Genomic DNA, 23374 nt, shown 5'->3' on the forward strand with positions numbered 1-23374 from the left:
CGGGAGGGGCCGGTGGAGGACCCCTCGGCGGGTGGGGGCGCCGGCGGGTGCCGGTGCTAGCGGAGGGCGCCGAACGCCTTCGTGAAGGCCAGCGGCTCCTGGAGGATCGAGCTGCAGCTCGCGTCCGCGGTCGGCCTGGCGCCGCCGGCGCACTGCCTGTCCCTCGTGCCGGACCACATCGCCAGCCGCCCGATGCCCTTCTCCCGGGCGAACGAGACCAGTTGGGCGGCGTTGTCGACCGTGAAGACCTCCGTCGCGACGTCGTTCACCCCGATCATCGGGGTGACCGCGACCGCCTTCCAGGCGGCTTCGTCGGAGAGCCCGAGAACACCCTTGATCTGTGCCTGGGTCGCGGTGGCCGCCTGGGTCGCGTAGCCGCCCATGTCACCGCTGTAGGAGGCGCCGTAGTCCATCGCCATGATGTTGACCGCGCCGATCGCGACCCCGTTCCTCTTGGCGTCCGCGATCAGGTCCACGCCCGGCTGGGTCAGCCCCTCGGGCATCACCGGCAGGGTGAACGAGACGTCCAGACCGGGGTGGGACTTCTGCAGTGCCGCGATGGCCTGCGAGCGGCGGGAGTTGGCCGCCGTGTCGGGCAGCGCCCCGCCCTCGATGTCGAAGTCGACCTTCGTGAGCGCGTAGGCGTCGACCACCTTGCCGTACGCGGCCGCCAGCTCGGCGGCCGAGGAGCAGTGCAGGGCGAGCTCGGCGCCCGCGGCGCCGCCGAAGGACACCCGGACGTCGCCGCCCTGGGCCCGCAGGGCGCCGATCTGCGCGGCGACCGCGTCGTTCCCGAGCGCGGTCACCCCGCCCCAGAGCGGGGTGCAGCTACCGCCGGACGTGATGAACGCGAGGGTGAACTCCTTGACGCCCGTCCGTCCGGCGGTGTCGAGCAGGTCGTACGCCGGGTGGAGGGAGGTGTCGATGTACGGGGCGAACCGCGCGCCGGCGGCCGAACCGCTCCCCTCGTCGCCGCCCGTTCCGCCGGGGGTCCCGGAGGGCGTCGGCGCGGTCGTCGGGGTGCCGGTGGGGGCGGGCGGGGCCGTGCTGGTGGGGGTGGCCGTCGGCGTCCCCGTCGGTCGTCCGCTCGGCTCCGGTGTGGCCCCGGGGTCGGCCGAGCACGCGGCGCCGTCGATGACGCAGTCGGCCGGGTCGGCGGCGGTGCCCGACGCGGTGGTCACGAAGCCGACCGTCACGGAGGCGCCGGGGGCGAGGTCCTTGTTCCAGCTCGCCGGCCTGACGGTGACGTGGTCGCCGCTGACAGTGTGCTCGCCGTTCCACAGCGAGTCGATCTTCGTACCGGCGGGCAGGTCGAACTCCAGTGTCCAGCCGGACCGGGCCGTGCCCGTGTCGTTCGTGACGACGTACTGCCCGGTGTAGCCGCCGTCCCAGCCGCTGGTCCTGGTGTAGGCGGCGCCGACCGCCGCGGCCTGTGCCGTGCCGGTCAGCGCGAAGACCGTGCCGCCGACGACCGCCGCGGCGACGAGGGCGCCGACCGCCTTGGTGCGGGTACTGGTCGTGCGGCGGTGCGTGCTGGTGCCCATCGCGTTCCTGCCTCTGTCCTGCCGGGGGGTGTTTGCGTCTGCACGCTAGCCGCCCGGAAACCGGCAAACGGCACACTCGGGACCCCGGCCGGCGTTCTTAGGGTGGGCTTAAGGAGGGCATGCGTGCCGGTTAATGGTCCGGCCTCTCGCGGGGCCGGCCGACGCGGTCCGCGGCCTCCTGACCGCCGGTCACCCGCGGCCCGCCGCGACCGGCACGTGGCCCGCCGCGCCCGCCGCGTCCCTTCTCCTTGCGCCTGCCCACCCGGTGCCCGCGGCGGGCCCGCTCACCGGGGCCGTCCAGCCCGATCCAGATGCGCACCTCCGTGCCGCCGAGCACCGAGCGCCCGATCCGCAGATCACCGCCCGTGGCCTCGGCGACCCGGCGGACGATGTCCAGCCCGAGGCCGGTCGACCCCACGGCGTCACGGGTGCCGCCGCGCCCGCTGGCGCCCCGGGCGAGTGCCGCCGCCGGGTCGGGGATGCCGGGACCGGCGTCCGAGACGAGGACCAGGACGGCGTCGCCGCTGTGGTGGACGTCGACGGCGAACGCTGTCCCCTCGGGGGTGTGCCGGAAGACGTTGCCGAGCAGGGCGTCGAGCGCGGCCGCCAGCTCTGCCCTGGCGACCGGGATGCGGACCGTCCGGTCCACCCCCGCCAGGCTGACCGTACGGCCCTCGTCCTCGGCCAGCGCCGACCAGAAGCCCATGCGCTCCCTGATCACCTCGGACGCGTCGCACCCGGCGCCCGCGCCCGGCTGGACGCCCTGGGTCTGCGGACGCTGCTCGCGGGCGGTGCGGATGATGGTGTCGACCTCGCGCTCCAGCTGCTCGACCGCGGCCCGGGTCTGCTCGGCGGCCGGCCCCTCCCCGAGTGAGGCGGCGTTGAGGCGCAGCACGGTCAGCGGGGTGCGCAACCGGTGCGAGAGGTCGGCGGCGAGCTCGCGTTCGTTGGCGAGGAGCTGGACGACCTGGTCGGCCATGGAGTTGAACGCGACTGCCGCGGACCGCAGTTCGGTGGGTCCGTCCTCCGGGACCCTGGTCCCCAGCCGGCCCTCCCCCAGGTCCTGGGCGGCGCCCGCGAGGCGCTGGGCGGGCTCGACCATGCGTACGCCGAGCCGGTCGGCGACCGCCACCGATCCGACGACGAGGGCGACGCCGACGCCCGCCAGCATCAGCCAGGCCGTGCCGACGCCGCGGGAGACGTCGCCCTCGGCCACGAAGACCTCGACGACGGCGATGTCGCCGGAGCCCAGGGCGGTGGGCTGGAGCAGCGCGGAGCCGCCCGGGACCTCGGCCACGGAGGCGCGCCCCGACTTCCGCACGGTCTCCAGGTCCTGCGGGGCGGCGCGCCGGGTGCCGATCTCGAGCGGCCGGCTGCCCGGCTCACCGGTGGCGGGGACGTGGACGGCGAGCCGCCCGTCGCCGCCCGGTTCGGTGGACAGGACCGCCCGGGTCAGCTCGTCGCGGTCGGTGGTGATGGTGAGGGTGGGGGCGATGGTGGCGGCCTGGCGTTCCGCGTCGGAGAAGGCGCGGTCCCGGGCCATTTCCCTGATGACCAGTCCGAGGGGCACGGCGAACGCGATGACGACCATGGCGGTGACGGCCAGGCAGACCTTCACCAGCGCCCATCTCATGAGGGCCGCTCGGGCGCCGCCGGGGGTTCGAGTTTGACGCCGACGCCCCGCAGCGTGTGCAGGTATCGCGGCCTGGCCGCCGTCTCGCCCAGCTTCCGGCGCAGCCAGGAGAGGTGGACGTCGATGGTCTGGTCGTCGCCGTAGGACTGCTGCCAGACCTCGGCCAGCAGGTCCCGCCGGGAGACGACCACGCCGGGACGCCCGGCCAGGAAGGCCAGCAGGTCGAACTCCCGCCGGGTCAGGTCGAGGGTCGTGCCGTCCAGTTCGGCCTGGCGGCGCAGCGGGTCGATGCACAGTCCGCCGACCTGGATGACGCGCGGGGGCGGTGCCTGTCCGGCGGGGCCCCGGGTGCGCCGCAGCACGGCGGCCATGCGGGCGGACAGGTGTTCCACCGAGAAGGGCTTGGTCAGGTAGTCGTCGGCGCCGTCGTTGAGCAGCCTGACGATCTCGGCCTCGTCGTCCCGGGCGGTCGCGATGATGACCGGTACGTCGGTGATGGAGCGCAGCATCTTGAGCGCCTCGGCCCCGTCGAGATCCGGCAGGCCGAGGTCGAGTATGACCACGTCGAAGCGGAAGTGCGCCACTTCGCGCAGCGCTTCGAGCGCGGTGCCGACACTCCGTACCGTGTGGGAGGCCTCGGTCAGGTGCCGGATGAGGGCGGAACGTACGAACTGGTCGTCCTCGACCACGAGCACACTTGGCATGGGCGGCACCGTAGCCCATGCGGAGGCGGCCGGTCCCCTCCGGGACAGCACCGGTACGGGTGGTGCAGGATGTGCCCGATGCAGCGAGGATTCGTACACGCGACCGCGTGGTTGCTGGCCACCGGGGCGGCCGTCACCCTCTCGTGGTGGGGTGTGCACACGGTGATGTCGGGGACGGCGTACGACCCCCCGCGTGCGGTGCCCGTCTCGGTGGGCGCGGGACGCGGCGCCGGGGTCCGTACGGACGCGCCGGTGTCCTCCTCGACGCACCGGGCCTCGCCGTCCCCCTCGCCGAGCGCCACCGCACGGCGCACCGTGCAGCCGCCGTCGCCCCGGCTCTCCCGGCGGCCTGCCTCGCGGGCGCCGTCGAAGAGCACCGGTCCGTCGGCGCCGCCGGCGGTTTCCGACGAGGTGAGGAGCTACCCGACGCGCGGTGGACGGGTCGTGCTGGAGCTGGCGGACGACGCCGCGGAACTGGTGTCGGCCACCCCGGAGCAGGGCTGGTCCATGCAGGTGTGGACGACCGAGCAGTGGATCCGGGTGGATTTCAGCGACGGGGCCGGCGCCACGGTCTCCGTCTTCTGCACCTGGAACGGCCATCCACCGACGGTGCAGGTCGTCGACCCGTGAGGCGTCCCCCGCTCGTGCGGACCTTCCACCCGCAAGGCGTCACCGGTCGTCCACCCGTGAGGCGCCCCCCGGCCGGATCGCCGGCCCGTCGGGCGTGCGGGGCCGTCAGTCGAAGGCGCCGGGTGGCGGGGCCGGTGAGGGCCGGGCTCCCTCGTCCGTGACGACGGCGGCGCCGCCCGTGAACTCCTTCAGGGCGCGGCCGTGTTCCACCCGGCCGGGGTGCGGGTCGCTCGCGACCCTGCGGGTCAGTTCGGCGACGGCGACGGGCAGGTCCGAGGCGACCAGGACCGCGTTGCCGAAGCGGCGCCCCCGCCAGACGGCCGGATCGGCCGCCACGGCCAGTTCGGGGAAGACGGACGCGACCGTGGCGATCTGTCCCCTGAGGTGGGCGAGCGGAGGCCCGTCGGCCAGGTTGGCGGCGTACTGGCCTCCGGGTCTGAGCACCCGGCGCACCTCGGCGAGGAACTCGGCGGAGGTGAGGTGCGCCGGGGTCCGGGCTCCGCCGAAGACGTCGGCGATGACGAGGTCGGCCCAGCCGTCCTGGATCCTGCCGAGACCGGCACGGGCGTCGGCGGAGCGCACCCGTATCCGCGCCTGCGGGTCGAGCGGGAGTTCCCGGCGTACGAACTGGACGAGCGGCGCGTCGATCTCGATGACCTGCTGGGTGGAGCGGGGGCGGCGCGCCGCGACGTAGCGGGCGAGGGTGAAGGCCCCGCCGCCCAGGTGCAGGACGTCGAGGGGCCGGCCGGGGGGCGCGGTGAGGTCGATGACGTGGCCGAGCCTGCGCTGGTAGGCGAACGAGAGGTACGCGGGGTCGTCGAGGTCGACGTGGGACTGCGGGGCACCGTCCAGGAGGAGCGTCCGGGCCCGCGGCCGTTCGCGGTCGGGTACGAGTTCGGCGAGGCCGCCGTCCACCGGGGCCGCGACGGGCCCCTGTACGTCCGGCCGCTTCCGGGCGCTGCCGCCCTTGGCCGACGCTCCTCGACGTGCCACGCCCTCGTCCTCGCTCACCGGTTTCGGCCGGTGTCCTGGGAGGGCCCGGCATCGGCGGTAACTCCGCCCGTCCGGCCATTATCGCCTCAGCGGCGGTCGTCGGCCGCCTCGATGAGGCGGGCCGCCTGGCCGAGGGCGACCCGGAGCGCCTCCGGGTCGGTGACCGGGGCGTCGGCGCCGGGCGGCAGGAGCCAGCCGCCACCGACGACGGGCGGTTCGGCGGGGAGGCTCAGCCCGCGGCCGTCGGTCCGTGTGCAGGCGCTGCCGGGCACGTCCCACGCGTCCGCCGTGCCGGGTGGCACCAGGAAGCCGAGGGTGGCGCAGGCGCCGTCGTGCAGGACAGGGCCGACGGCGTCGTGGTCGGCGCCCCGGCGCAGGATGTCGACGGCCTCCAGACCTTGACGCGCCGGGACAGTCACCAGGTCGCACGGTGTGGTTTCCGGGCCCATGTGCAGCAAGGGAAAGCCCTCCTCTGTCGCCGAACGGGGCCACGCCCCGTCTCGCATGGACCAACGCGCCGACGGCGTCAAGGGCTACGGCGGCACGCCGCCGCAAAGGGTGGCAGTTCATGGCGGATCACGGGCGAGATGCCCGGCTTGTCCGAGAACGCGGCGTGCGTGTTTCCTGACAACGGGTACGTTCTTGCTCCGCCGGGACACCGGAAGCAGGCGCCCGGCCGCACACCAGAGAGGGCTCCGCCATGGTGTCGACACGGGCAGTTCCCAACCTCGCCTTCCGGCGGCTGCGCGGACAGCGCTCCGCCGGTGAGTTCGCGGCGGCGGTCCGCAGAGCTGCCCGCGAGATCGGCGAACACGTCGCGTGCGACGCCCGGTACGTCGGACGCGTGGAATCCGGCGAGATCCGCTGCCCCAACTACGCGTACGAACGGGTGTTCCTGCACATGTTCCCGGGGGCCACCCTGGAGGATCTGGGCTTCGCGGCCCGCGAGAGCGTGCGCGGCCGCGGGGCTCGTACGGCGCCCCCTCCCACCACTCCCCCCACGCTCCACAGTGATACCGACGAGGAGAGCGACGTGCTGCGTCGCGTGTTCATGATGAGCGGCACCACCACGGTGGCAGCCGCGTCCCTGGGTCTCGGCGGTCCGTCCGCCGCGGCCGCCGTGCCCGCACAACGCCGGGTCGGTGACGCCGAGGTGAGCGCCGTGGAGAACGCGGTGCGCCGGATCCGGCTGCTGGACGACCGGCACGGAGCGGACGGCCTCTACCGGCGGGCGTCCCAGCCGTTGCGCGCGGCGTACGCCCTGCTCGACGCCGGGACGTCCGCCCGCCGCAGCACCGTGGACCGGCTGCACGCGGGCGCCGGTGAGCTGGCGATCTCGGTCGGCTGGCTGGCGCACGACTCCGGCCGCTTCGAGGACGCGCGCTCGCACTACGCCGAGGCGCTCGCGACGGCACGGCTGTCCGGGGACCCCGCGCTGGAGGCGCACGCGTTCTGCAACGCGTCGTTCCTGGCGCGGGACACCGGGCGGGCCCGGGAGGCGGTCCGGGCGGCGGAGGCGGGTATGCGGGCGGCCCGCCCGCTCGGCTCACCGCGGCTCATGGCCCTGCTCTCGCTGCGTGAGGCGGGGGGCCGGGCGTGGCTCGGGGACCGCACAGGGTGCGAGCTGGCGATGGGGCGGGCGCGGACGGCGTTCGAACGGGGCGCGCGCGATTCGGACCCCGAGTGGATGACGTTCTTCCGCGAGGCGGAGCTGGAGATACTGCAGGCACAGTGCTGGTCGGCGCTGAGCGACTGGTCACGGGCGGCGCGTCACGCCCGGCGGGCCACCCGGCTCCAGGACCCGCACTTCACCCGCAACCTCGCGCTCTACCGGGCGCAGCTCACGGGCGACCTGGCCCGCGCGGGCACGGCCGACGAGGCCGCGGCGGCGGGCCACCAGGTGCTGGACCTCCTGGACCGGGTCCAGTCCTCCCGGATCCGGTCCATGCTGGCGAGCGCGGTGCGGGTGCTGAGGCCGCGGGGCGGCCCGGAGGTGACCGCGCTGCTGGACCGGTACGAGGAGCTCCCGCCGGCCGGATGAGCCGGCGGGCCGGGGGCCCGGCACGCCGTCGGCCCCCCGCTACCGGTCCAGGTGCCCCGTGTCGTTCCAGCGCTCCAGGGCCGGCATACCGTACGCCCACCCCAGCACGGACAGCGAGGTCGGCTCCAGCCGGACCCGTGCGGCGAACGAGACGTCCTCGCCGAGCCACCGCGCTCCCAGCGCGCGCAGGATGTGCCCGTGCGCGAAGACCAGTACGTCCCGGTCGGCCGAGCGCGCCCAGTCGACGACCGCGTCGGCCCGGGACGTGACCTCGGCCAGGGTCTCGCCGCCGGGCACCCCGTCGCGCCAGATGAGCCAGTCCGGGCGGTCCGCCTTGATCTGCGCCGGGGTCAGGCCCTCGTACTGCCCGTAGTCCCACTCCATCAGGGCGTCCCACGGCTCGGCACGCTCGCCGAACCCGGCGAGCGCGCACGTCTCGGCCGCCCGCACGAGCGGGCTGGTCCGCACCTCCACGCCGGGCAGCCCGCACCAGGGCTCGCGGTGCAGCCGTTCGCCGAGCAGCTCGGCACCCTCCCGGCCGGTGTCCAGGAGGGGGATGTCGGTCCTGCCGGTGTGATTGCCCTGGACCGACCACTGTGTCTGGCCGTGCCGGGCGAGCAGGATTCGCGGTGCCATGACGGCTCTCCCTGAGAATTACTGAGATCCGGAGATCCGGGGACCCTAGGATCTGGTGGGTCCGGGACAGCGGTGTCCGGGACGGCGACGGGGCGGCCACCCGGTCCGGCGGACGGCGCGGGCGCGGCCCCGTCCATCATCCCGCACCCGCCGCGGGGGCAACCCCCGGGGCGCCGTCGGCGTCCCCCTCCACGCATGACCGGGGGTACGGGCCGCTGAACGCCCCCCGAGGGGGAACAAGGCCATCAGCCACCGTACGGTTGAACGCCCGCCGTCGACCGCACGAACACGGAGAGAGCCACCGGATGCCGCATGCCACCGCCGCGAAGCCCCCCTCCGGTCACCGGCGGCTCCGATGGTGGACGGAGTTGCCGCTGCTCGCGGTGGTGTACGCGCTGTACTCGGCGGGCCGCCTCCTCGTCCGGGAGGACATACCCGGGGCCGTCGAGCACGGCCTCACCATCCTCCGCATCGAGAAGGCGTTGTTCCTCAACGCCGAGCACCCGCTGAACCGGCTGCTCACAGCCCACCCCGTCCTCGGCGTGCCGGCCGATTTCGCCTACGCCTCCCTGCACTACGTGGTCACCCCGGCCGTCCTCGTCTGGCTGTTCCGGCGCCGGTCAGCCGCCTACCGCGCGGCCCGCACCTGGCTGATGAGCTCCACCCTCCTCGGGCTGGCCGGCTTCACACTGCTGCCGACCTGCCCGCCCCGGCTGCTCGACGCACGGCACGGCTTCGTCGACACGATGGCCCAGTACAGCTCCTACGGCTGGTGGGGCACGGGCGCGAGCGCCCCCCGCGGACTCAGCGGGATGACCAACCAGTACGCGGCCATGCCGAGCCTGCACGTCGGCTGGGCCCTGTGGTGCGGGGTGCTGCTGTGGCGCCACGGCCGCCACCCGCTCGTCCGGGCCGCGGGCGTCGCCTACCCCCTGATCACCGTGCTCGTGGTGATGGGGACGGCGAACCACTACTTCCTCGACGCGGTGGCCGGCGCGGCCGTCATGGGGGTCGGCGCACTGCTGACCAGGCCCGTCATGCGGGTCGCCGACCGCGTCAAGGACCGGCTGCGGGCCTTTTCCACGCCCGTCACGGAACCCGTCACCCCCGCCGAGTCCCCGATTGTCAGTGACGGATGCAAGACTTCCGCGGGTGAGCGAATCCCCGGCCAGCGGACCACCTCCGCAGATTCCGACCACGCGGCCACCGGCGCAGCGGCCGGAGCCGCCAGCGACGACGCTCCGGCAGCGGCTCGCTGAGCTGCGCGGCCCGTCCGTCGCGCCGCATCCGCTCGACGCGCGGGCGCTGGCCGCCCTGGCCGCCAACCCCGGCTGCAGACGGCGCGCCCTGCTCGACGGCGCCGGGGTCGACAAGGCCGTGCTGGCCACCGCGCTCGGCTCACCCGCCGCTTTCGGCCAGTCGCAGTTCGCCCTCGTCCGGGGCAACGCCTTCGAGGCCAAGGTGAAGGCCGACGGCGGTACGGAGCTGCTCCGCCTCCTGTTCGAGCGGCTCGGCAGCGGGGCCGACGCTCCGGGCCCCGCCCTGGTGCCCGACCTGACGGCCGCGGGCCCCCAGGGCAGGGCCGCGCGTACGGCGCTGGCGCTGCGCGAGGCCACCACGGCGGGCGTCTGGACGCTGCTCGACCACCCGATGCTCGCCCTGGAGGTGGCGGGGTCGCCGGCCTATCTGGAGCCGGACGCCGTCGTGGTCCACCCCGACGGCACCTGGACGGTCGTCGAGATCAAGTCCTTCCCGATGGTCGACAGCTCCGCCGACGCCGCCAAGGTCGGTGCCGCCGCCCGCCAGGCCGCCGTGTACGTCCTCGCGCTGGAACGGGTCGCCGCGCTGACGGAAGGCGCCCGGGTCGGCCACCGGATACTCCTGGTCTGCCCGAAGGACTTCTCCAACCTGCCGACCGCCTCCGTCGTCGACGTGCGCAAGCAGCGCGCCGTCACCCACCGCCAGCTGGCCAGGCTGACGCGTGTCGAGGACATCGCGGCCGCCCTGCCGGAGGGGACGACGTTCGACCCGGGGTGCTCCCCCGAGGAGCTGGGGACCGCGGTCGACGCGGTCCCGGCCGCCTACGCCCCGGAGTGCCTGGCCGCGTGCGAGCTGGCCTTCCACTGCCGGGCCAAGGCCAGGGCCCGGGGCGCGGTGGAGACGCTGGGCCGGAGCGTGCGCGGCGAGCTCGGCAGCCTGACCACGGTCGCCGGGGTGCTGGCGGCGGCGGCCGGCAAGGAGGGCGATCCGGCGGACCCGACGGTGGCAGCGCTGCGCCGGGCGGCGGCGCTGCGCGCGGAGGCCCTGGAGGGCGCTTCATGTCGTTGATCACCACTCTGGCGCGGCTGGAGGCGGTCGACAGCGGGCGGGCCCAGCCGCTGGCCACCGTGCGCCATCGCCATCTGACCGGGCGCCCGCTCGTCCTGGTGCCGCTGACCACCGCCGGGGAGACGGGTGCTCCGCTCGGAGCGCTCGTGGGCACGGACCGGGAGGCGCCCCGGTTGCTGGCGGTGCCCCAGCCGCGCGACCGCGATCTGCGGTTCGGCTTCCTCGCCGAGCTGGCGGAGGCGGTGCTGCCGCACATCGAGTCGTACACCGGCACCGTGGAGCCGGCCGAGCGCGCGGAGACCGATCCGGAGACCGGCAGGAAGGTCAAGGTGGAGGTCGAGCTGTGCGCGGACGCCGCCCAGCTGATCGTGCCGAGCCGGGCCGGCATCGAGCTGGTGCGGCTCCTCGGCCGGTCCATGCGATTCCGCCGCACCGTCGAGGACGATCCGGACACCCCGTACCCGGCGCCCGCCCGGGTGCCGCTGCTCGGCCGCTGGCTGACGCACTACGGCGAGCGGGCCCGGGTGCCGGGCTCGTCCCTGCTGCTCGCCGCCACGGACCTGCTGAACCGGCACTGGGCGACCGGTCAGAGCAGCCTGGAGGACCAGCACCTCGGTGCGCTGCTCGCCTGGATCGACCCGCCGGAGGGCGGGCCGGGCGCGGAGGCGGCGCTCCGGGCGGAGCTGGAGCGGGACGGCGCGGGGCAGCTGGTCTGCCCCCCGGCGGGTCCCGCCACGGACCCGGCCTTCGACAACAGGCTCCTGGCGCCGGCGATCGAGGCGTTCGACCGGGCGCGCACCGCACTGGCCGCCGCGCAGGACGGTCTGGCCGCCGACGCCCGGCTCGCCGAGCTGAGCGATGCCGAGCGGCGGATCAGATCCCTCCTCGCGTCGGTGATGCTGCCGACGTGGGACGCGGTGTGGCGGAGCCTCGACCTGCTGCGGGAGCTTCCCGAGGCCGCCAGGGCGCAGGAGCGCTGGACGAGGGACCGCTGGTCGTTCACCTCGCACCGGGACCGGGTGCTGGCCGGCGAACCCCCGCAGCCGCGCAGGGACGACGCGGTGACGGCGGCGCGGAAGCTCGCCTCCCGGGAGACGGCGCAGGCGCAGCTGGAGGCCCAGGAGGCGCTGGACGATCCGCTGGTGCTGGCGGGGCGCCGGCTGGCGGGCGAGGCGTTCGTCGCGGAGGTGACGGACGTGGAGATGACGTACACGGAGTCGAAGCGTCCCTCGCCGCGCCCGCTGGTCACCGTGCGCACGGACGAGCACCCGCACCTCGGCGAGCGGACGAAGGTGTACCGCTCACTGGACGGGAAGCCGCAGACCGCGGAGTTCGTGGCCCGCGTCGGCGACGACCCGGGCCGGGAGGGCCTGCTCGTCCTGCGGATCACCGACCGGATGGGCCGGAGCAGGGAGCCCGCACCCGGTTCGGTGCCCGAACCGGGTGACCGCATCGCCTGGACGTTGTTCGAACACGATCAGCGGAGCGGACCGAAGCTGCCCGACCCGGACGACACGCCCTGGACCCACGGCGGCCCGCCCGGGGCCGCCGCGGACGGCCACGCCGAGAAGCCCGACCCCGTGACCGCGGAGGACCTCCTGTGACAGCCGCTCCCGACCCGGGCGCCGCGGCGGCGCGGGCGACCGGCGCCATCCTCCGGGACACCCTGGACGGAACGGCGCGCGGTGTCGTGGTGGACTCCCCGCCGGGGGCCGGCAAGTCGACGCTGGTCGTGCGCGCCGCCCTGGAGCTCGCCGCGGCGGGCCGGCCGCTGATGGTCGTCGCGCAGACGAACGCCCAGGTGGACGACCTGGTGGTCCGGCTGGCCGAGAAGGCCCCCGACCTGCCGGTGGGCCGGCTGCACAGCAGTGACTCCGATCCGTACGACAAGGTCCTGGACGGCCTGGCCAACGTGCGGAAGTCGGCGAAGGCGGCGGAGCTGGCGGGTCTCGGCATCGTCATCTCCACGGCCGCCAAGTGGGCGCACGTGAAGAACGTCGAGCCGTGGGCGCACGCCATCGTCGACGAGGCGTACCAGATGCGGTCGGACGCGCTGCTCGCCGTCGCCGGTCTCTTCGAGCGGGCCCTGTTCGTGGGGGACCCGGGGCAGCTGGACCCGTTCTCGATCGTGGGCGCCGACCAGTGGGCGGGCCTGTCGTACGACCCGTCGGCGAGCGCGGTGTCCACGCTGCTCGCCCACAACCCGGAGCTGCCGCAGCACCGGCTGCCGGTGTCGTGGCGCCTGCCCGCGTCCGCCGCGCCGCTGGTGTCCGGCGCCTTCTACCCGTACACGCCCTTCCGCAGCGGTACGGACCACGGGGACAGGCGGCTGTCGTTCGGTGTGCCCTCGGACGGCTCCGGCCCCGACCGGGTGCTCGACGAGGCGGCGGAGTCCGGCTGGGGGCTGCTGGAGCTCCCCGCGCGCCACACCCCGCGCACCGACCCGGAGGCGGTGCGGGCGGTGGCCGCGGTCGTCCGGCGGCTGCTGGACCGCGGCGGCGCCGCGACGAGCGAGCGCTCCCCGGAGCCGGTCGCGGTGACGGCGGACCGGGTCGCGGTCGGCACGGCCCACCGCGACCAGGCCGCGGCGGTGCGGGCGGCGCTGGCGGAGCTGGGGGTGACGGGCGTGGCGGTGGACACGGCGAACCGGCTCCAGGGCCGCGAGTTCGACGTGACGGTGGTCCTGCACCCGCTGTCCGGCCGCCCGGACGCCACGGCCTTCCACCTGGAGACGGGCCGCCTGTGCGTGCTGGCCTCGCGGCACCGGCACGCCTGTGTGGTCGTGTGCCGTGCGGGGGTGGCGGACCTGCTGGACGAGCACCCGTCGACGGAGCCGGTCCAGCTGGGGGTGACGGTCAAGTTCCCGGACGGCTGGGAGGCCAACCACGCGGTGCTGGCCCATCTGGCGGAGCACCGCGTCCCCTGGCGGCCGTGAGTTCGGGGTGCCGCGCACGCTTGGGCCACCGCGCGACCGGGCAGCGGTCTTACGGCCCGGTGCGCCACGCCGGACAATGGAATGTGGCCGTCCGGCCGCACGAGGAAGGATCACCACATGGCACAACCCGAGCGGAACGAGCGGCAGAGGCTGCGTCCCGCGCCGCTGCTCTTCGAGCCGGCCGAGGCGGCAGCCGATCCGGAGCACTTCTTCGACCTCGAGTCGATGGACGATCCGAAGGAGCTGCTGGCCCGCGCCACGGAGCTGACGCAGGCCTTCCGGGCCGCGACCGACCGGGCCGTGGAGTTCCAGGCGGTGGCCGCGGCTCAGCTCGCCGATCCCCGCAGGTTCGACCGGCTCACGGCCGCGGACATAGCGGAGCGGGCGGAGTGGACGGAGGACTACGCCAAGAAGATGGTCGAGTTCGGCCGTTCGCTGCTGAACGCCCCCCGCCCCTGACACCGGCAGGGCGGCGGCGGACACGCTCCCCGCGGGGAACCGCTGTCGTGACCGCCGGTCACTCCGGGTCGGCCTCTGGCATATGCGCCCGGGCAAGATACTCCTTGCGCACCCGATCTGTCCGGCTTTCCCGCAAGCCAGGGAAACAGGACTGTCACAGCCGGTAGACCTGTCGTCATGAGCGCATGGCTGAACGACGGAACGACCCTGTACACCGGCGCCGCCTCGCGTCATCGCGTCGACGTCTTCACGTCGCTGCGGGCCGGCGACCGGGCGTCCGGCGACCGGGCAGCCCAGGTCACCGCGGCGGGCGCGGCGTGGCTGGCCGACTCGTCGCCCTCCCCGCGCAGCACCCTCTCGAACTGGGAGGCGCACCCCGGCTCGCCCGGTGTCCTCCCGTGCGGCTCCTCCTTCGACGTCGTGAGCGTCCCCGCCCTGTTCGGCAGACGCATGCTGGAACAGCTGTGGGCCGAGGGCCCCGGCTCGGGACCGGTCGCCACGCACCGGGGCCGGATGCTGCTCTTCGCCTCCCCGGGCACCGCCCAGCGACTGCCCTCGCTGCTGGCCTGGGAGGAGTGGGGCACCGGCTCCGCCGGCCACGCCCGGACGTCCCCCGGGTCCTCGCCCCCGCTGCTGTGCCACGGCACGGGGGACGCGGTGACCGTGCCGCCCCTGGCCGGCGATCCGGACGCCGGAGGGCCCCGGTGGCTGGTCGCCCCCGACACCCGTGATCCGTGGCTGCCCGGGCCGGACGTACTCCTCTGGGCGTGTGTGCGGGTGAGCAGGTCGGCGGCGCCGTCGACCACCGGGTATTCGATTTTTCCTCCCGCCGATCCGGGTGCTAATGTCTACGACGTCAGCACGCGCCGCTAGCTCAGTTGGTTAGAGCAGCTGACTCTTAATCAGCGGGTCCGGGGTTCGAGTCCCTGGCGGCGCACAGACGGAAGAAGCCCCCTCGCGGAAGCGAGGGGGCTTCTTCGTGCGCGTGGCGCCCCGGATCGGGCCCCTGCGGCGACCCGGCTCGGGCGCTTCGTGGTGATCCCGCTCGGACGCCTCGTCGTGATCCGGTTCAGACGCCTGTGGTGATCCGCACCGTCCACGCCCCCGACCGGGTCCGCTCGGCGACCTCGATGCGGACGTGCGCGCCCGGCACGGTGTAGCGCTCCCCTTCGCGCAGGGGGGCGTCGGCGAGCGGCGGGTAGACGGACCGGTCCCAGCAGGCGTCGGAGTCCGGGTGGGTGTCCAGGACCTCGACGGGGCCGGCGCCGGACGGGGTGGCGTTGTGGACGCGGTAGAGCAGCACGCCTTCGGTGCACGCGGCCCGGTCGTTCCCGGTGGCGCTGCGGGCCTCGACGGCCAGCGCGCTGTCCGTGCCGGTCCTGATGACCGCGAGCCGGGTCCCCAGGGATCCGCCGGGCGCGGGCGCCTCCGCCACGGGCTCCAGGGTGAGATCGGCGCCGCCCTGGACGCAGACGACCTGCCCCTGCCCCAGCCAGCCGAGCTTCCACTTGTGCCAGCCGAGGAGCTCCGGGGACAGCCCGAACTGGCTGCCCATCACGTCCCAGTCACCGACGTGGGTGTCCCAGTCGCCCTTGCCGTCCTCGGGCCGGTGGTAGAGGTCCGCCAGGTCGAAGACGTGCCCGGTCTCGTGTGCGAGGACGTTCCGGTCCGGGGGGTGCTCCTCGAAGACGGTGACCACCCGCCGGACGTCCGTGCCGTCGGCCCGCAGCGGCCGGTCGAAGTTGACGACCTTCGTCGCGTCCGAGTCGACTCCGGGCGCGTCCGGGTCGGCGACCAGGTAGACGATGTCGTACGCGGCGAAGTCGATCTGCTCGTCGGCCGCGCGGATCGCGTCGCGCAGGTACGCGCCGCGCCGGCCGGAGTCCCAGTCCCGCTGTATGCCGTACCAGGTGGAGGGGCGGGGCATCCGGATCCAGTTCCGTTGCGGGTGGGCCCTCAGGGTGAACTTCCCGTACGAGGCGCGCTGGAAGAAGCGGGTGGTCGCGGGGAAGTGGTCCGCGGTGAGCACCTCGGGGGGCACGACGGGCTCGGAGTCGGGGAACGACAGGAAGACGAGCACCGCGTCGAGACGGCGCTCGGGGCGCGGGTAGGCGTCGTTCCAGCTGTCCAGGCCGAGGGAGTGATGCGCCGCGGTCCGCGGCAGGGCGCAGGGTCCCGCGTCGCGCGTGACCGCCACGGCGGGGCCGGCGACGAGCCCGGTGGCGGCGACCGCCAGGAGGGAGGTGAGGGCGGCCGCGGCACTGCGCAGACTCGGCCTCTCCGCTCCCCCGGGTCTGCGCTGACGCGGCACGTCTACCTCCGGGACGGCGAATGCGGAACATCCCCCTCACCCTGTGCCGTTCCGCCGCCGCACGTCCTGTTGTGCTGCCCCACACGGGTCAGCGGAGGGCGTGTCCCACACCGTTCTCGCCCGTATCGGCGAAGCACGATCGTCCACGAAGCACGATCGCCTCACGCTCACAGTGCGTCACATTCGATCACCGGATAACGGTTATGGACCAGATACACACAAAAACAATCGAGTGCGGGCAAGAGGTGCGCTTTCGCCGACCTGGGCCATGCGCGCGCGGCACGAGCGCGGCACGCCCCGGCCCACCCGCAGCGCGACGGAAACGGTGGACGCGCTGGAACGGCCGACGCGCCACCCTCTATGCTTCACCTCGCTTTCCTGCGTGGTTTCCGCCTCTGGCACGGCGCTCCACCCCATGACCCTGCCCGACCACATCTGTCGACGACCATCTGCACAGCGGGAGCGAGCGGTGAGCGGAACCTCCGAAGGGCCGGCAGCCCCGGCGGGCGCGGCCCCCGGCGCCGGGCACCCGGTGGTCACCGAACGTGACCAGCGGCAGGCGGGCGCCGCCCCCGAACCGGACGGCCGGCCGGCGGCGCCGGCTCCGGACCCCTACCGTGCCGCCTTCCAGCTGGCCGCCCTGCCGATGGCGGTCGTGGACCACCGCGGCCGTGTCGTCCGCGTGAACGAGGCGATGGGCGCCCTGCTCGGCGCGCACCCCCGCTCACTGGTCCGGCAGCCCGCGGCCGATCTCGTCGGTCTCACCTCGGACCGCGCCACCTGGCTCGCGTACAACGAGGTCCTGGGCGGTCTCCGGTCCCGGCTCCACTGCACCAGGCGGCTCAAGCACGCCGACGGCCGGTCCGTGTGGGCCGAGGTCACCGTCGTGCCGATGGCGGACCGGGCCGTGTGCGAGCCCGGCGGTGCGGGCGGCGTGCTGCTGTCCGTCGCGGACATCAGTGACCGGCAGGAGCTGCGGGAGCGGCTGCGCCATCTCCGGCTGCACGACCCGGTGACCCGGCTGCCCAACCGCACGCTGTTCTTCGAACGGCTCGCCACGGCCCTGGAGCATCCGCCGTTCCAGGACGACTCACTGCCCCGGCACGGCCGGATCGGCGTCTGCTACCTCGATCTCGACGGCTTCAAGGCGGTGAACGACACTCTGGGGCACCGCTTCGGCGACCGGTTGCTCGCCGCCGTAGCGGAACGCCTCACCGACTGCGCCGAGGCGGACGGCCACGTCCGCGGCGGTGACCACCGCACCGGTGGCGGCCACCTCGTGGCACGCCTGGGCGGCGACGAGTTCGCCATCCTCGTGGAGGACTCCGCGGGCACCCCGCAACTCACCGAGCTGGCCCGATCGGTCCTCGGCGCGCTCCGGCGCCCCTTCGACCTGGCAGGCCGGCGGCTCTCGGTCTCCGCCTCGATCGGCGTGGTGGAACGGCCCACCGCGGGGACCTCCCCCACCGGCCTGATGCAGGCCGCGGACACCACCCTGTACTGGGCGAAGGCCGACGGCCGGGCCCGCTGGACGCTCTTCGATCCCGAACGCAACGCGCACCGGGTGACCCGGCAGGCGCTCTCCTCGACCCTCCGGGCCGCGGTGGAGCGGGGTGAGTTCACGCTGGAGTACCAGCCGCTGGTCGGGATGGCCGACGAGGTGGTACGGGGTGTCGAGGCCCTGGTCAGGTGGAATCACCCGCAATTCGGCCTGCTACCGCCGAATCGGTTCGTCTCGATCGCCGAGGAGGACGGCACGATCGTCGAGCTCGGCCGGTGGGTGCTGCGCACCGCCTGCCGGCAGGCCCGCAGCTGGCAGGTGGAACACCCCGGCGAGCCGGCCCTGTTCATCAGCGTCAACGTGGCCGTGCGCCAGATCCGGGACTCCGATCTCGTCGCCGACGTGGCGGAGGTGCTCGCCGAGACCGGCCTGGAACCCCGGCTGCTCCAACTTGAGTTGACGGAGTCCGCCGTGATGGGCTCGTCCGGCCGCCCGCTGCGGGTGCTCCAGGAGCTGAGCGACATGGGCGTCCGTATCGCCATCGACGACTTCGGCACCGGCTACTCCAACCTCGCCTACCTGAGCCGGCTGCCCGTGTCGGTGCTGAAGCTGGACGGCTCCTTCGTCCGCGGCTTCCGCCACGAGGAGGGCGCGCTCCCCAGCCCCGCCGACGAGACTATCGTCGAGGCCATGGTCCAGCTGGCGCACCGCCTCGGCCTGACGGTCACCGCGGAGTGCGTGGAGACCTCCGGTCAGGCCGAGCGGCTGCGCCGGATCGGCTGCGACACGGGCCAGGGCTGGCTGTACTCACGTGCGGTGGCCCCGGAGCGGATCGCCGAGCTGATCGGCGGCAGACCGCCGCATACCTGAACGCGGCCCCGGACCGAGCAGACCCGCTGAACGCGGGCCCGGCCCCGTAGGACCGGGCCCCGGCCGACAGCACGCACGTGCCCTCGGTGCGGGTTGCCTGCTGCCCCGGCCGCCCGCCGGGCCGATCAGCCGAGGGCGGGCAGCCCGTAGGCGTCGGCGATCAGCTCGTACGAGCGCAGGCGCGCCTCGCCGCCGTGCGCGTTGGCCGTGATCATGAGCTCGTCCGCGCCGGTGCGCTTGGCCAGGTCGTCCAGGCCTTCGCGCACCTCTCCGGCCGTGCCGTGGATGATGTTGGCCAGCCAGTCGTTCACGAAGTCCCGCTCCACGGGGCTGAAGGTGTAGGCCTCCGCCTCCTCGGGAGTCGGCACGAGCCCGGGGCGCCCGGTGCGCAGCCGCACCATGGACAGGGCGCCGGTCAGCACCTGGCGCCTCGCCTCGCGCTCGTCGTCGGCGGCCAGCGCCGACACGCCGATCAGGGCGTACGGGGCGTCCAGCACCGGGGACGGCTTGAACGACTCCCGGTAGAGGTCGAGGGCCGGCACGGTGTTCCGGGCCGAGAAGTGGTGGGCGAAGGCGAAGGGCAGGCCGAGGACACCGGCCAGCCGGGCGCTGAAGCCGGAGGAGCCCAGCAGCCAGACGGGCGGGCGGCCCGGGGACTGCACCCCGCCGGGGGAGGTGGCCTGCACCGGTCCGGGTACGGCGTGGATACGTGCGTAGGGGTGCCCGTCGGGGAAGTCGTCGTCCAGGAAGCGCGTGAGCTCCGCCAGCTGCTGCGGGAAGTCGTCGGCGCCCTCGTTCAGCCGGTCGGTGCGGCGCAGGGCCGCGGCGGTGGCGCCGTCCGTCCCCGGTGCGCGGCCGAGGCCCAGGTCGACGCGCCCGGGGGCCATCGCCTCCAGGGTGCCGAACTGCTCGGCGATGACGAGCGGGGCGTGGTTGGGCAGCATGACGCCGCCGGAACCGAGCCTGATGCGCTCGGTGTGGGCGGCGAGGTGCGCCAGGATCACGGCGGGGGACGAGGAGGCCACCCCGGGCATGGAGTGGTGCTCGGCGACCCAGTAGCGGTGGAAGCCGCGGTTCTCGGCGAGCTTGGCGATGTCCACGCTGGTACGCAGGGCCTGGGTGGCGGTGCGCCCTTGGCCCACGGTCACCAGGTCGAGCACGGACAACGGCACGGAGGCCCTCCCGCCCGCGGTTCCGCGTATCTCGTCGCCTCGGTTCTCGTCCACGTGTCGGGCCTCTCCTGTGCTGTGTCCGTGTATCGGACAGTACGAACAGGAGGGTGGCTCCGCTTATTCCCCGGGCCCGCCGGGCGGGCCCGGGGAGGCGCGCGGGATCAGGCGGGGGAGTCCGGGCCCGCCACACGGACGGACCGGACCGGCCGGACCTACTCGCGTACCTCGATGCCCCGGGTCTCGGCGGCACCGAGCGGGGGCTCCCGGGTGGCGAACAGGGTGCCGAACGTGGGGGCCCAGACCCTGCGGTCGGCCAGCCGGAGCCCTTCCCAGACCGTCACCTGGTTCGCCGTGAGGACCGGTTTGCCCACCAGTTCCTCCAGCTCGGGAACGAACGCCGCCGTGTGCAGCGCGGTGCACGGCACCAGCACCACCTCGGCGTCCGGATGGTCGGCGGCCGCGACGAGCTGCTTCACCCGCTCCGGGGCCCAGGTCGCGGCATCGGCGGGGCTCGGGCCGCTGTCGTCGCCGACGGCCCGGACGGACACCACGTCGAGCCCCCCGGCCGACAGGAAGTCCGCGAACAGCGGCGCGAGGTCCTGGGCGTCGAGGGAGGCGACGGCGACCCGAGTGGCCCCCAGCTCCCCTGCCGCGTGCACGAACGCGAACGACGTGCTGGACGCGGGCAGCCCGGCGGACCGGGCCAGGTCCGCCACCTGCTGGTGGGCCCCGTCCCATCCGTACACGAAGCTGCCGTTCGTGCTGGCCCACACCAGCGATTCGGCCCCGGCCAGGCGCAGCTCCTCCACCCCTGCGGAAAGGCGCTCGGGGGCGCCCGTCTCGCGCAGTGCCTCGACGCGGGAGACGCCCGGCGCCGTCCTGGCGCCGGCGTCGGTGTGGAAGAGCGGCAACCTGATGTCGCTGTCGAGCATGACCTCGATCCGCGGGAAGTCCTCCTCCGCGGCGTGGCCCGGGTAAAGAAGTCCTACGGTCGTCATGACCATCCTTCCGGTCGTCCGGATGTGCCGCTGCCGCGTCCCGTGCGCCCTGTCACCGCTGCCCCCGCCTGTGACAAGTATTCCTCCATGTCGGCCCCATCGGCGCCCGCAACGGCCCTGACCAGCGGGTCTTCCGCCGACCGGGGGACCTGTTGACGGATGCCCGGGCCGGTGCGAGCGTGAAGGCTGCTCCGTTGGAGGTCCTCATGGCCGACCCCGTGATCCTCGTCCTGGACGCCGACCCGCCGCCACGACTGGGCCGGCTGACCGGGCGGGCCCGCGTCCGGTACGCCGACGGGCGGACGCTGGCCGAGCGGTTGCCGGACGCGGACGTCCTGCTGGTCTGGGACACCGCCTCCGACGCCGTGCGGCGGGCCTGGCCGGGTGGCGGGCCCCGCCCCCGCTGGGTCCACACGGCGAGCGCGGGCGTCGACCGGCTGGTCTGCGCCGAACTCGCCGCGTCCCCCACGGTCGTCACCAACGCGCGGGGAGTCTTCGAGCTGCCGGTCGCCGAGTACGTGGCGGGCCTGGTGCTGGCCTTCGCGAAGGACCTCCCGGGCACCCTGGAACTCCAGCGGCAGCGCCGATGGCGCCACCGGGACACCGGTCGGCTGGCCGGCAGCCGGGCGGTCGTCGTCGGGGCGGGCCCGGTCGGCCGGGAGATCACGCGGCTGCTGCACGGCCTCGGCGTGCGGGTCGCGCTCGTGGGGCGTACGGCGCGCCGCTCCATCCACGGCGTGGAGGACCTGGACCGGCTGGCCGCCGGTGCCGACTGGGTGATCTGCGCGGCGCCCCTGACGGACGGGACGCACGGCATGTTCGACACCCGCTTCTTCGGCCTCCTCCAGCCGTCCGCCCGGTTCGTCAGTGTGGGACGAGGGCCGCTGGTCGTCGAGGAGGACCTGGCCGCGGCGCTGCGCGGACGCTGGATCGCGGGCGCCGCGCTCGACCTGCCCGAGGGGGAACCACCGCCGGACAGCCCGCTGTGGGATGTGCCCGACCTGATCCTCTCCCCGCACATGGGCGGTGGCACGGCCGGCCGGCGGGACCGGCTGGGCGAGCAGTTCGTTTCGATGTACGAGCGGTGGGCAGTCGGTGGGACGCTGCCGAACGTCGTGGACATACAGCGGGGTTACGTACCTTCCCGGGACACCCCCGGTTGACCCGCTTACCTGACGGTCGGTCAGGCACCAAGCCGCTTCCGGGAACACGGCCCGCACCCCCGCCGTCGCCCTCCGCCCACGACGAGACACGGCAACGTCACCCTCCGGCCTCCGTTCGGGACGCCGTCCTGTGAACGCCGTCGCCTGGTCCCCGCTCCGTGGGGCGCCGCTCCGCGCGGCGCGGTCCCGTGACCGCACCCTCCCGCGCACGGCGATGACATAGGCATATGCCACTTGCATGTGCCCCTGGCGACCGGTCGGGGGCACTTCCGTTCCGCTCCGCAACACCTGCTTCCAAGAGGCCGGTTGACGGCTATCGTGGGCCGAAAGCTTGTGGTCACGACCTGGCTGGGGGAAACCGTGGCGTTGACGCCCGAGCCGAAGGCGCCGTTCCACTCGGTGCAGTACGCCCTGCGCGTACTCGAGTCCGTGTCCACCCACGGTGACGGCGTGACCGAGACACGGCTCTCCCGCGAGACGGGGCTGCCCGTCGGCCACCTCGCACCCCTGCTGCTGACCCTGCGCCGCGAGGGATACGTCGAGCAGGTGACCGACGGCGCGTACGTCATAGGCGCATCGCTCCTGGAGCTCGGTTCCGGCACGGCCCGCCGCCGCGGGCTGGAGGCGAGGCTCCGGCAGTCCCTCGCCCGGCTGCGCGACACGGTGGGCGCGGCGGTGTACGTGAGCCGGTACGTCGACGGCGAGATCCAGGTCACGCAGGTGGCCGACGGACCGCGCACCCCCGCCGTCAACGAGTGGGTGGACTTCCGCTCGGCCGCGCACGCGAGCGCGATCGGCAAGTGCCTGCTGACGCAGCTCGATCTGAACGGGCGGCGGGACCACCTCTCCCGGCACCGGACGGCCCGGCTCACCTCCCGGACCATCACGAGCGAGAAGGTCCTCTTCTCCAAGCTGGACAGCCAGCCCGCGACGGTCCCGGTGCTCGACCTCCAGGAGTACGCGGTGGGGACGGTGTGCGCGGCGGTCCCGCTCACGGCCGGCTCGACGGCCGGCTGCCTGGCCCTGTCGCTGCCGATCGAGGAGGCCCACCGGCTGCGGGCCGCGGCGGCGACGCTGAACAGGAGCGCGGCGCCCGTGCTCCTGTCGCTCGCACTCTGAGGCGGGCCGGTGGCCACCGCCGGGTGGTCACCGAAACCCCTCGCTCGGTATACATGGGGGTGCGGGCCCGCAGGTCAGGGGCGGGTCCGCACCGTCTCCGGCCGTCGGCGGCCACACGTCCACGGGTGTGGGGAGGGCCACGCCCCGGGGGCGGGCGCGTGGCCATCAGCACCCCGGAGGACCAGGTATTATTTTCGAGTCAGCAGGCGCCGTTAGCTCAGTTGGTTAGAGCAGCTGACTCTTAATCAGCGGGTCCGGGGTTCGAGTCCCTGACGGCGCACCGACACCACAGCGGGCGGTCTCCCTCCGGGGAGACCGCCCCCGGGGCGGCGTGGGG

20 protein-coding genes and 2 tRNA genes are annotated in these 23374 nt (G+C 74.3%); 13 read left to right on the top strand and 9 right to left on the bottom strand.

The window, feature by feature from the left end; translation table 11 throughout:
- Positions 1 to 56 precede the first annotated feature (56 nt).
- From ABZ371_RS10945 to ABZ371_RS10955, 3 genes are all read right to left on the bottom strand, one after another.
- Positions 57 to 1544, bottom strand: coding sequence for a cellulose binding domain-containing protein (locus ABZ371_RS10945; protein WP_358676596.1), 1488 nt, complete (start codon positions 1542 to 1544; stop codon positions 57 to 59).
- A 130-nt stretch (positions 1545 to 1674) separates the two neighbouring features.
- On the bottom strand, positions 1675 to 3177 hold the full coding sequence (locus tag ABZ371_RS10950; RefSeq protein ID WP_358676599.1) for a HAMP domain-containing sensor histidine kinase: 1503 nt from the start codon (positions 3175 to 3177) through the stop codon (positions 1675 to 1677).
- The gene (locus ABZ371_RS10955) at positions 3174 to 3881 is read right to left on the bottom strand and encodes a response regulator transcription factor (protein ID WP_358676601.1); all 708 of its coding nucleotides are present in this window, start codon (positions 3879 to 3881) and stop codon (positions 3174 to 3176) included. The genes ABZ371_RS10950 and ABZ371_RS10955 overlap by 4 nt, the downstream gene beginning before the upstream one ends.
- Before the next feature lie 78 nt (positions 3882 to 3959).
- On the opposite strand from ABZ371_RS10955, the gene ABZ371_RS10960 reads away from it, so the two are divergent.
- Positions 3960 to 4511, top strand: a complete 552-nt coding sequence (locus ABZ371_RS10960; RefSeq protein ID WP_358676604.1) for a hypothetical protein — start codon at positions 3960 to 3962, stop codon at positions 4509 to 4511.
- A gap of 105 nt (positions 4512 to 4616) precedes the next feature.
- On the opposite strand, the gene ABZ371_RS10965 is transcribed toward ABZ371_RS10960, so the two are convergent.
- Together ABZ371_RS10965 and ABZ371_RS10970 are read right to left on the bottom strand one after the other, a co-directional pair.
- Entirely contained in the window at positions 4617 to 5504 is an 888-nt protein-coding gene (locus tag ABZ371_RS10965; RefSeq protein ID WP_358676607.1) for a fused MFS/spermidine synthase, read from the bottom strand.
- Positions 5505 to 5590: 86 nt separating this feature from the next.
- Complete coding sequence (locus tag ABZ371_RS10970) at positions 5591 to 5953, bottom strand: hypothetical protein (RefSeq protein WP_358676610.1); 363 nt, start codon at positions 5951 to 5953, stop codon at positions 5591 to 5593.
- Between the two features lie 251 nt (positions 5954 to 6204).
- Between ABZ371_RS10970 and ABZ371_RS10975 the strand changes: the two genes are divergently transcribed.
- Entirely contained in the window at positions 6205 to 7545 is a 1341-nt protein-coding gene (locus ABZ371_RS10975) for a tetratricopeptide repeat protein (RefSeq protein ID WP_358676613.1), read from the top strand.
- Between the two features lie 39 nt (positions 7546 to 7584).
- Here ABZ371_RS10975 and ABZ371_RS10980 read toward each other — a convergent pair whose 3' ends face one another.
- Positions 7585 to 8181, bottom strand: a complete 597-nt coding sequence (locus ABZ371_RS10980) for a histidine phosphatase family protein (protein WP_358676616.1) — start codon at positions 8179 to 8181, stop codon at positions 7585 to 7587.
- Between the two features lie 305 nt (positions 8182 to 8486).
- On the opposite strand from ABZ371_RS10980, the gene ABZ371_RS10985 reads away from it, so the two are divergent.
- The 7 genes from ABZ371_RS10985 to ABZ371_RS11015 all read left to right on the top strand — a co-directional run bounded on the left by ABZ371_RS10985 (position 8487) and on the right by ABZ371_RS11015 (position 14840).
- Positions 8487 to 9440 carry a phosphatase PAP2 family protein gene (locus ABZ371_RS10985; protein WP_358676619.1) on the top strand — a complete coding sequence of 318 codons (954 nt, stop codon included), beginning with the start codon at positions 8487 to 8489 and terminating at the stop codon, positions 9438 to 9440.
- Positions 9334 to 10509: a hypothetical protein gene (locus ABZ371_RS10990; RefSeq protein ID WP_358676622.1), complete on the top strand. Its 1176-nt coding sequence runs from the start codon at positions 9334 to 9336 to the stop codon at positions 10507 to 10509. The genes ABZ371_RS10985 and ABZ371_RS10990 overlap by 107 nt, the downstream gene beginning before the upstream one ends.
- The gene (locus tag ABZ371_RS10995) at positions 10500 to 12113 is read left to right on the top strand and encodes a hypothetical protein (RefSeq protein WP_358676625.1); all 1614 of its coding nucleotides are present in this window, start codon (positions 10500 to 10502) and stop codon (positions 12111 to 12113) included. The genes ABZ371_RS10990 and ABZ371_RS10995 overlap by 10 nt, the downstream gene beginning before the upstream one ends.
- Positions 12110 to 13444 carry an AAA domain-containing protein gene (locus ABZ371_RS11000; protein ID WP_358676627.1) on the top strand — a complete coding sequence of 445 codons (1335 nt, stop codon included), beginning with the start codon at positions 12110 to 12112 and terminating at the stop codon, positions 13442 to 13444. The genes ABZ371_RS10995 and ABZ371_RS11000 overlap by 4 nt, the downstream gene beginning before the upstream one ends.
- Positions 13445 to 13561: 117 nt before the next feature.
- On the top strand, positions 13562 to 13903 hold the full coding sequence (locus ABZ371_RS11005; RefSeq protein WP_358676630.1) for a hypothetical protein: 342 nt from the start codon (positions 13562 to 13564) through the stop codon (positions 13901 to 13903).
- 177 nt (positions 13904 to 14080) lie between these two features.
- Entirely contained in the window at positions 14081 to 14776 is a 696-nt protein-coding gene (locus tag ABZ371_RS11010; protein WP_358676633.1) for a bifunctional DNA primase/polymerase, read from the top strand.
- A tRNA-Lys gene (locus ABZ371_RS11015) sits at positions 14767 to 14840 on the top strand. Before ABZ371_RS11010 ends, ABZ371_RS11015 begins: the two co-directional genes overlap by 10 nt.
- 132 nt (positions 14841 to 14972) lie before the next feature.
- Here ABZ371_RS11015 and ABZ371_RS11020 read toward each other — a convergent pair.
- The gene (locus tag ABZ371_RS11020; RefSeq protein ID WP_358676636.1) at positions 14973 to 16214 is read right to left on the bottom strand and encodes a M6 family metalloprotease domain-containing protein; all 1242 of its coding nucleotides are present in this window, start codon (positions 16212 to 16214) and stop codon (positions 14973 to 14975) included.
- A gap of 469 nt (positions 16215 to 16683) precedes the next feature.
- On the opposite strand from ABZ371_RS11020, the gene ABZ371_RS11025 reads away from it, so the two are divergent.
- Positions 16684 to 18585, top strand: coding sequence for an EAL domain-containing protein (locus ABZ371_RS11025; RefSeq protein WP_358676639.1), 1902 nt, complete (start codon positions 16684 to 16686; stop codon positions 18583 to 18585).
- 125 nt (positions 18586 to 18710) lie between these two features.
- Here ABZ371_RS11025 and ABZ371_RS11030 read toward each other — a convergent pair whose 3' ends face one another.
- Positions 18711 to 19811, bottom strand: a complete 1101-nt coding sequence (locus ABZ371_RS11030; RefSeq protein WP_358676642.1) for an LLM class flavin-dependent oxidoreductase — start codon at positions 19809 to 19811, stop codon at positions 18711 to 18713.
- A 158-nt stretch (positions 19812 to 19969) separates the two neighbouring features.
- A complete protein-coding gene (locus tag ABZ371_RS11035; RefSeq protein ID WP_358676645.1) occupies positions 19970 to 20755 on the bottom strand; it encodes a decarboxylase in 786 nt (261 codons plus the stop codon).
- Between the two features lie 206 nt (positions 20756 to 20961).
- Here ABZ371_RS11035 and ABZ371_RS11040 point away from each other — a divergent pair, with 206 nt between their 5' ends.
- From ABZ371_RS11040 to ABZ371_RS11050, 3 genes are all read left to right on the top strand, one after another.
- On the top strand, positions 20962 to 21918 hold the full coding sequence (locus ABZ371_RS11040) for a D-2-hydroxyacid dehydrogenase (RefSeq protein ID WP_358676648.1): 957 nt from the start codon (positions 20962 to 20964) through the stop codon (positions 21916 to 21918).
- 360 nt (positions 21919 to 22278) lie between these two features.
- Complete coding sequence (locus ABZ371_RS11045) at positions 22279 to 23037, top strand: IclR family transcriptional regulator C-terminal domain-containing protein (protein WP_358676651.1); 759 nt, start codon at positions 22279 to 22281, stop codon at positions 23035 to 23037.
- 206 nt (positions 23038 to 23243) lie between these two features.
- Positions 23244 to 23317: transfer RNA gene (locus ABZ371_RS11050), tRNA-Lys, on the top strand.
- Positions 23318 to 23374 lie beyond the last annotated feature (57 nt).

This window comes from Streptomyces sp. NPDC005899 (genome assembly GCF_040629645.1).
Taxonomy (GTDB): domain Bacteria; phylum Actinomycetota; class Actinomycetes; order Streptomycetales; family Streptomycetaceae; genus Streptomyces.

Coding starts and splice junctions, on each gene's coding strand:
- ABZ371_RS10980 (WP_358676616.1), bottom strand. CDS start 8,181: ATGGCACCGCGAATCCTGCTCGCCCGGCACGGCCAGACACAGTGGTCG.
- ABZ371_RS10970 (WP_358676610.1), bottom strand. CDS start 5,953: ATGGGCCCGGAAACCACACCGTGCGACCTGGTGACTGTCCCGGCGCGT.
- ABZ371_RS11040 (WP_358676648.1), top strand. CDS start 20,962: ATGGCCGACCCCGTGATCCTCGTCCTGGACGCCGACCCGCCGCCACGA.
- ABZ371_RS10975 (WP_358676613.1), top strand. CDS start 6,205: ATGGTGTCGACACGGGCAGTTCCCAACCTCGCCTTCCGGCGGCTGCGC.
- ABZ371_RS11035 (WP_358676645.1), bottom strand. CDS start 20,755: ATGACGACCGTAGGACTTCTTTACCCGGGCCACGCCGCGGAGGAGGAC.
- ABZ371_RS10950 (WP_358676599.1), bottom strand. CDS start 3,177: ATGAGATGGGCGCTGGTGAAGGTCTGCCTGGCCGTCACCGCCATGGTC.
- ABZ371_RS11005 (WP_358676630.1), top strand. CDS start 13,562: ATGGCACAACCCGAGCGGAACGAGCGGCAGAGGCTGCGTCCCGCGCCG.
- ABZ371_RS10995 (WP_358676625.1), top strand. CDS start 10,500: ATGTCGTTGATCACCACTCTGGCGCGGCTGGAGGCGGTCGACAGCGGG.
- ABZ371_RS10985 (WP_358676619.1), top strand. CDS start 8,487: ATGCCGCATGCCACCGCCGCGAAGCCCCCCTCCGGTCACCGGCGGCTC.
- ABZ371_RS10960 (WP_358676604.1), top strand. CDS start 3,960: ATGCAGCGAGGATTCGTACACGCGACCGCGTGGTTGCTGGCCACCGGG.
- ABZ371_RS10955 (WP_358676601.1), bottom strand. CDS start 3,881: ATGCCAAGTGTGCTCGTGGTCGAGGACGACCAGTTCGTACGTTCCGCC.
- ABZ371_RS11010 (WP_358676633.1), top strand. CDS start 14,081: ATGAGCGCATGGCTGAACGACGGAACGACCCTGTACACCGGCGCCGCC.
- ABZ371_RS10945 (WP_358676596.1), bottom strand. CDS start 1,544: ATGGGCACCAGCACGCACCGCCGCACGACCAGTACCCGCACCAAGGCG.